The sequence below is a fragment of the Actinoallomurus acaciae genome, assembly GCF_042429965.1.
In the GTDB taxonomy this organism is placed as follows: Bacteria; Actinomycetota; Actinomycetes; order Streptosporangiales; family Streptosporangiaceae; genus Actinoallomurus; species Actinoallomurus acaciae.
Genome location: NZ_JBHLZP010000441.1, coordinates 1 through 6,683, shown reverse-complemented (window position 1 = coordinate 6,683; position 6,683 = coordinate 1). Strand labels below are relative to the sequence as shown.

Annotated in this window: 8 protein-coding genes and 1 pseudogene; 6 read left to right on the top strand and 3 right to left on the bottom strand. The window is 72.8% G+C overall.

Translation table 11 applies throughout. The features are described 5' to 3' along the window. Positions 1–1,093 (top strand): tetratricopeptide repeat protein (locus tag ACFFNX_RS37785; protein WP_378210875.1); only part of this gene is annotated, 1,093 nt, incomplete at its 5' end. Positions 1,094–1,139: 46 nt separating this feature from the next. Here ACFFNX_RS37785 and ACFFNX_RS37780 read toward each other — a convergent pair. Together ACFFNX_RS37780 and ACFFNX_RS37775 are read right to left on the bottom strand one after the other, a co-directional pair. Next, positions 1,140–1,643: a CHAP domain-containing protein gene (locus tag ACFFNX_RS37780; RefSeq protein WP_378210874.1), complete on the bottom strand. Its 504-nt coding sequence runs from the start codon at positions 1,641–1,643 to the stop codon at positions 1,140–1,142. Positions 1,644–1,745: 102 nt separating this feature from the next. Next, positions 1,746–2,975 carry an alpha/beta fold hydrolase gene (locus tag ACFFNX_RS37775; RefSeq protein WP_378210873.1) on the bottom strand — a complete coding sequence of 410 codons (1,230 nt, stop codon included), beginning with the start codon at positions 2,973–2,975 and terminating at the stop codon, positions 1,746–1,748. 93 nt (positions 2,976–3,068) lie between these two features. Between ACFFNX_RS37775 and ACFFNX_RS37770 the strand changes: the two genes are divergently transcribed. Further along, a complete protein-coding gene (locus tag ACFFNX_RS37770; protein WP_378210872.1) occupies positions 3,069–3,503 on the top strand; it encodes a MarR family winged helix-turn-helix transcriptional regulator in 435 nt (144 codons plus the stop codon). On the opposite strand, the gene ACFFNX_RS37765 is transcribed toward ACFFNX_RS37770, so the two are convergent. Further along, a complete protein-coding gene (locus tag ACFFNX_RS37765) occupies positions 3,500–3,886 on the bottom strand; it encodes a metallopeptidase family protein (protein WP_378210871.1) in 387 nt (128 codons plus the stop codon). The genes ACFFNX_RS37770 and ACFFNX_RS37765 overlap by 4 nt on opposite strands. A 308-nt stretch (positions 3,887–4,194) precedes the next feature. On the opposite strand from ACFFNX_RS37765, the gene ACFFNX_RS37760 reads away from it, so the two are divergent. The 4 genes and pseudogenes from ACFFNX_RS37760 to ACFFNX_RS37745 all read left to right on the top strand — a co-directional run. Continuing rightward, the gene (locus tag ACFFNX_RS37760; RefSeq protein WP_329251485.1) at positions 4,195–4,557 is read left to right on the top strand and encodes a DUF3499 domain-containing protein; all 363 of its coding nucleotides are present in this window, start codon (positions 4,195–4,197) and stop codon (positions 4,555–4,557) included. Between the two features lie 58 nt (positions 4,558–4,615). Beyond that, positions 4,616–5,971, top strand: coding sequence for a phosphomannomutase/phosphoglucomutase (locus tag ACFFNX_RS37755; RefSeq protein ID WP_378210870.1), 1,356 nt, complete (start codon positions 4,616–4,618; stop codon positions 5,969–5,971). Next, positions 5,968–6,141, top strand: a complete 174-nt coding sequence (locus ACFFNX_RS37750) for a Trm112 family protein (RefSeq protein ID WP_378210869.1) — start codon at positions 5,968–5,970, stop codon at positions 6,139–6,141. Before ACFFNX_RS37755 ends, ACFFNX_RS37750 begins: the two co-directional genes overlap by 4 nt. A gap of 67 nt (positions 6,142–6,208) precedes the next feature. After that, positions 6,209–6,683, top strand: a pseudogene (locus tag ACFFNX_RS37745) (mannose-6-phosphate isomerase); the annotation flags it as partial.

Here is a 6,683-nt window from a genome sequence, read left to right as displayed (position 1 = left end):
CACCTGGCTCGCTCTGGCGGAGAAGGCGGCGGCGCGGCTGCCGGCGAGCCTGCTGACGCCGTTGTCCGGCGACGCGCCTCGCCGGCCCGTCGACCCGGCCGTGGCCGAGCGGATGACGGCCGACCCGATGGCCTGGTTCGACACCGAACGGCGCGGGCTGCTGGACGCCGTGGCGATCGCCGCGGAGTACGGCCGCGCAGCGCACGCGTGGGAGCTCGCCATCGCGATGGTGCCCTACTTCGACCAGCGCAGCCTGTACGAGGACTGGCGGGCCGCCCACGAGCACGCGCTGTGCGCGGTACGCGCCGGCGGGGACCGCCGCGGCGAGGCGGTCCTGCTGCGGACGCTCGGGCAGGTGTACGTCTACCAGGACGAGTACGACGAGGCGCTCGCCGCCATCGGACGCTCCCGCACGCTGTGCCGCGCGCTGGACGACGCCAGGGGTGAGGCGCTCGCCGACGTCGGCCTAGCCACCCTGCACCGGATCCTCGGCCGCGCCGACCAGGCGCTGGCCCGCTACCGCGGCGCCCTCCCGGTCCTGGCGACCGGCGAGGACCGCCACATCGAGGCGCAGATCCGCGGCTCCATCGCGGCCATCCTCATCGCGCAGGACCGGCTGGACGAGGCGGGCGAGTGGCTCGCGACCGCCCTGGCGCGAGCGCGGGAGTCGGGCGATCCCCACCGTGAGGCGCGCGTGCTGAGCCAGGTCGCCGAGCTGTACCTGCGACGCGGCGACGCCCCCGGCGCGCGGGCCCGGTTGGAGGAGGCGCTGGCGGTCTTCGAACAACTGGGAGACGACCGGTGCGCCGCGTACGCGCTGCTCGACCTCGCGCGGTGCCACCTCGGCGCCGACACCTCGGCCGCCGACGCGACGCTGGACCGGGCGCTCGAGAGCTTTCGCCGGTCCGGTAACCGCCGGGGCCACGCCGCCGCGCTGCTGTTGCTCGGTGAGGTTCGCATGGCCGAGGGCGATGGGACGACCGCGGGGATGTATCTGCGTGAGGCCGCCGGAATGTGGCACGACCTGGGCGATGGCGTACAGGAGACGGCGGCGCGCGAGCATCTGGCCCGCCTCGGCCCTTCCGCACGCTGAGCCGGGGTCGCCCCGGCGGCCGGTCCGCCGGGGCGACGCAGGTCTCTCAGTTGGCGTTGCCGGGCTTCCAGCCCAGGTAGTGGCCGTAGTAGTGGACGCTCGACGCGTGGCCGATCCTGCCCTTGACGCTGGTGGCCCAGAAGCCGCCCTTGCCGTCGGCGATGCCGACGTGACCGGCCGAGCTGATGTTCCAGAAGACGAAGGCGCCCTTCGGGGGAGTGCCCGTCGTGTGCCGGGCGCCGTCGGAGGACCGCCAGTGGTCGATGGCCGTCGGGTGGTGGGTGGTGCGGGCCCAGGCGAGCCGTGCCGCCTTCTCGCAGTAGCCCTCGTACGCGGTGCTGCCCTTGCGGCTGGAGTACCACTGGATCGCCTGGGCGGCGGTTCTCTTCGCCGCCGCGCTCTGGCTCAGGGGCGCGGTCTGGACGGCCGTGGACGCCGTGGGGGCGGCGGCGGACGCCGGTGCCGACATGGCCACGGTGGCACCGAGCGCGGCGGCGAGCGTCGTCGTGACCAGGCAGGCCTTCGTCACCCGTACGTTCGTGATCCTCATGCTGATCCTTCCTGTGGCGGGGAGGTTCGCGATCCCCGCACGCGGCACGGGGCCGGGCGGTGGATCGTGCGGATCAGTCTGTGGATCGTCGCTACAAAGCGCCTACAAGGCGGATGTGGCGGGCTCGGTGGCGTAGCGGCCCATCACCTCCGTCACCGCGTCTTCCGTCATGGGGCGGCCCGCGGCGACCATCGCGCGCAGGTCGCGGAAGTACTGGACGTACAGGTCGGGCGTGAAGGTGTTCAACACGACGGCCGGTTCGTCGCCCGGGTTGGCGAAGGTGTGCGGCGCGCCGGGCGGCACCATCACGAGCGTGCGCGGGCCCGCGTCGTGGCTCTCCCGGCCGACGGTGAAGCGGACGGTGCCCGCCACCACGTAGAAACCCTCGTCGTGCCGGGCGTGCCGGTGCTGCGGAGGTCCCTCGGTGTGCGGCGCGATGGTGATCTCGCCCAGGCCCAGCCGGTGTCCGGTCGTGCTCCCGTCCTCCAGGATCCGCATGCGAATCGGCCCGGCGAGCGTCGCCTCGCCCTCGTCCGGGCCGACGATGGCGACCTCGGCGGCGGTGAACTCCCGTATCGCGGCCAGCAGCAGCCGCGGGGTCTCGATCTGCGGGACGTGCCCGGTGCCGGTGAGCAGCCGGAACCGCGCGCCGGGGATCGCCGCGGCGTACGCACGGCCGTAGTCGGGGTCGGCGATCCGGTCGGCCTCGCCCCACAGGACCAGAGTGGGCGCGGTGACGCCGGAGAGGCGCTCGCGCAGGGTCGGGTCGACCATCGACCCGCCGTACACGGCGAGCGCGGCCCGGTTGCCGGCCATGGTCTCGCGCTGTGCCGGGGTCATGGCCGCCGGGTCGATGCGGAAGGACGCCGGGTCGTGGTAGCTGAGCCGGGCGACGTCGTCCAGGTCGAGTGAGAAGAAGTCGACGACGGGATGGCCGGGCACGTCGATGCCGACGCCGTCGACGATGACGACCGCGCCGATGCGGGCGGAGTCCAGCAGCGCCATCTCGGCGGCGATCCAGCCGCCGAGGGAGTTGCCGATGACGACCACGTCGGTCAGGCCGAGCATCTCCAGGAACGCGACGTAGACGGCGGCGAGCCCGCCCGCGCTCGTCAGCGTCTCGGGCCGGGGGGTGCCCTCGAACCCGGGATGGACCGGGGTGATGACCCGGGCGGGCCGGTCGCCGGCGAGCAGGTCGGCGAACCCGGCGACCGAGGCGGGGCCGGCGCCGCCGTGCAGCAGCAGGTACGGGCGGCCCTGACCACGCTCGGTCGCGGTGAGCCGTACGGGGCCGACGCCGTCGGCGGTGAGGTCGTAGGTGGCGGTGATCATGTCGCTCCTTCGCGGTCGCTGTACCGGGAACCTTATATAAGTAAGCTTAGGTAAGCAACCTTAGATAAGGAGCCTTGAGTAAGCTTCCTGCGTATGACCCGTACCGCGCAGGAAGTGGCTCTGCTCGTCAAGCGGCTGCAGCACCGGCACCACCGGGAGCTGACGGCGGCTCTGGCCCCTCTCGGCATCTCCCTGGTGCAGTGGGACACCCTGCGCCACCTCGACCGTCACCCCGAGGCGTCACTCCACGACCTCGCGCTGCTGACCTTCCAGACCGACCAGTCGTTCGGCTCGCTCGCCACCCGCATGGCCGATCGCGGCCTCATCGAACGCGTCCCCGGCCCGGGCCGGGCCGTACGGCACCGCCTGACCGAACGCGGGAAGGAGCTGCTTCAGGCGGGTATGGAGATCCACGAGAAGGTCGTCACCGGCTCCTTCGCCCCGCTCGCACCGGGCGAGCTGGACCGGCTCGGCGATCTCCTCAGCGGCGTCCTGGACGCCCGGGACGAGCCCGAGGGCGGTGTCTAGTCGTCGGGGGAGTCGTACGTCGGGTCGATGGACTCCGGGGACAGGCCCAGCAGGTCGGCGACCTCCTCGACCACCACGTCGCGCACCAGGCGGGCGCGGTCGCGTTCGTCGTCGCCGCCCCGGGCCTCGACCGGGCGGCGGTAGACCACGATCCGCGGCGGCCGGCCGTCCGCCGCCGGGATCAGGCGGCTCAGCGGGACCGTGTCGGCGTCGAGGGAGCGCGGATCGACCGACGGCACTTCCTCGACCGCGAACTCCACACCGGCGAGCTGCCGGCTCCATCGCTGTTCGAGCCGGTGCGCCTCGTCGCGTACGAGCTCGTCGAACCGCTCGGCGCGCGTGCGTGAGATGGGCACCTCCGCCGGGGCGAGTGGCCCGCGCATGCCACGGCCGCGACGGTCACGACGGCGCGTGCCGGAGCCTCCTGTCACGCGTGATCGCACATCTCGAGCATAGTCCGCCCCGGCCGCCCTACGGCGCCCCGTCGCGCGAGGAGAAGGGGTGCGCCGTTTCATCGGCGGACCGGTCGGCGAGAAGGAGGTTCGCGCGGTGTGCCGGTCGCCCGGCGTTCGGTCCGCTCGTCCTGTGACCGGCGGCGATAAAGATCCGTTATGCGGGTGCCCGCCTGAAATACGGCGACACGAAGGCAGGATAGTGGCGCGGGTATGGGGGGAGGGGATACGTTCCCGTCGTGAGCCCCGTCCGCATCTGCTCCCGCACCGCGTGCAAGCAGTCTGCTGTCTACACGCTCACGTACGTCTACGCCGACTCGACCGCTGTTCTGGGCCCGCTGGCAGCGTACGTCGAGCCCCACTGTTACGACCTGTGCGCCGAGCACGCCGAGCGCCTCACCGCCCCCGTCGGCTGGGAGCTGGTCCGCCTGCCCGCCGAAGAGTCCGAGCCCAGCAGTGACGACCTCGAGGCGCTCGCCAACGCCGTGCGTGAGGCCGCCAAGCCCGCCGCGCCCCGCGAGGAGCCCGTCGGCCAGGGCACCGAGGTCGGCCGGCGCGGCCACCTCCGCGTGCTGCGGTCCGACACGCCCCGCAAACCCTGACTCCCGTCCCCGGTAGGCTCTCCGTACGCGAACCCGGCAAGAGGGCAAGGGGCCAGGAGTGAGTGACCTCACCAAGATCTTCAAGGCGTACGACATCCGGGGCGTCGTCCCGGACGAGCTGAACGAGGAGATCGCGGAGGCCGTCGGCGCCGCGTTCGTACGCGTGACGGGTGCCACGGCGATCGTGACCGCTCGCGACATGCGCGCCTCGTCCGGGCCCCTGTCCGCCGCCTTCGCCCGGGGCGCCACGTCCCAGGGCGCCGACGTGATCGAGGCCGGGCTGGGCTCCACCGACATGCTCTACTACGCGAGCGGAAGCCTGGACATCCCCGGTGCGATGTTCACCGCGAGCCACAACCCCGCGCGCTACAACGGCATCAAGCTGTGCCGCACGGGCGCCAAGCCGGTCGGCCGCGACACGGGCCTGACCGAGATCCGCGAGCTGATCGACGCCGGCGTGCCCGCCCACGACGGCCCGACCGGCGCGATCTCGCGGCGGGACCTGCTGTCCGGCTACGCCGAGCACGTGAAGACCCTGGTGGACCTGTCCGGCATCCGGCGGCTCAAGGTCGTCGTCGACGCGGGCAACGGTATGGGCGGCCACACCGTGCCGGCCGTCTTCGAGGGCCTGCCGATCGACCTGGTGCCGCTCTACTTCGAGCTCGACGGCACCTTCCCCAACCACGAGGCCAACCCGATCGAGCCGGAGAACATCCGTGACCTGCGGGCGGCGGTGCGTGAGCACGGCGCCGACGTCGGGCTGGCCTTCGACGGCGACGCCGACCGCTGCTTCGTGGTCGACGAGCGCGGCGAGCCGGTGACGCCCTCGGCCGTCGCCGCCCTGGTCGCCGTGCGCGAGCTCGGGAAGCACGGTCCGGGCCGGATCGTGCACAACCTGATCACCTCGCGGGTGGTCCCCGAGATCGTCCGCGAGCACGGCGGCGAGCCGGTGCGCACGCGCGTCGGTCACTCCTTCATCAAGCAGACGATGGCCGAGACCGACGCCATGTTCGGCGGCGAGCACTCGGGCCACTACTACTTCCGCGACTTCTGGTTCGCCGACTCCGGCATGCTCGCGGCGATGCACGTCCTGGCCGCGCTCGGCGGGCAGGACCGGCCGCTGTCGGAGCTGCTGCGCGAGTTCACCCGCTACTCCGCCTCCGGCGAGATCAACAGCAAGGTGGACGACCAGGCGGCGACGGCCGCGCAGGTCCGCGCCGCGTTCGAGGGCCGGCCGGGCGTGACCGTCGACGAGCTCGACGGGCTCACGGTGGGCCACGACGACTGGTGGTTCAACCTGCGCCCGTCCAACACCGAGCCCCTGCTGCGGCTCAACGCCGAGGCCGTCGACGAAGAGACGATGGCCGCCGTACGCGACGAGGTCCTCGAGATCGTGCGAAAGGGAAACGAATGAACATCGACTCCTGGCTGCTGGAGATCCTCGCCTGCCCCAACTGCCGGGGAGAGCTGAGGACCGACGACGCGGCGGAGGAGCTCGTCTGCACCGGCACGTGCAAGTACGCCTACCCGGTCCGCGACGACATTCCGGTCCTCCTGGTGGACGAGGCCAGGACGCCTGCATGACGCAGGCCGTATCCGCCCGGGGGGCGACACCACGCGACTCCCTGGGCGCCGGAGGGCCGGCGCGACGATGAGTCCTCCCGAGCCCGACTACGGCCGCCTCGACGATCCGGAGGCACTGGCCGAGGCGGACCCGGGCGAGATGCTGCGTCATGTCGCCTCGGCGGCCGCACAGGTCCGTGAGGCCCGTCTGCTCGCCACCGAGGCCGGGATCGACCGCGTCACCGCGGGCGGGCGGCCGCGTGCCGTCGTGATCGTCGGTATGGGCGCCTCCGGCATCGTCGGCGACCTGCTCGGCACCGTCTGCGGCCTGGGTTGCCCGGTTCCGGTGACGACCGTGCGCGGCCATCGGCTGCCCGGCTGGGTCGGCGTCGCCGACCTCGTCATCGCCGTTTCGCGCTCCGGCTCGACCGAGGAGACCCTGAGCCTGGTGGCCGACGCCGCGCGGCGCGGATGCCGGCTGCTGTGCGTCGGCGCCGGCGGTTCGCCGCTCGCCGACATGGCCGTACAGGCCGGTGGGCTGTTCGTGCCGGCGCCGGCCGCCG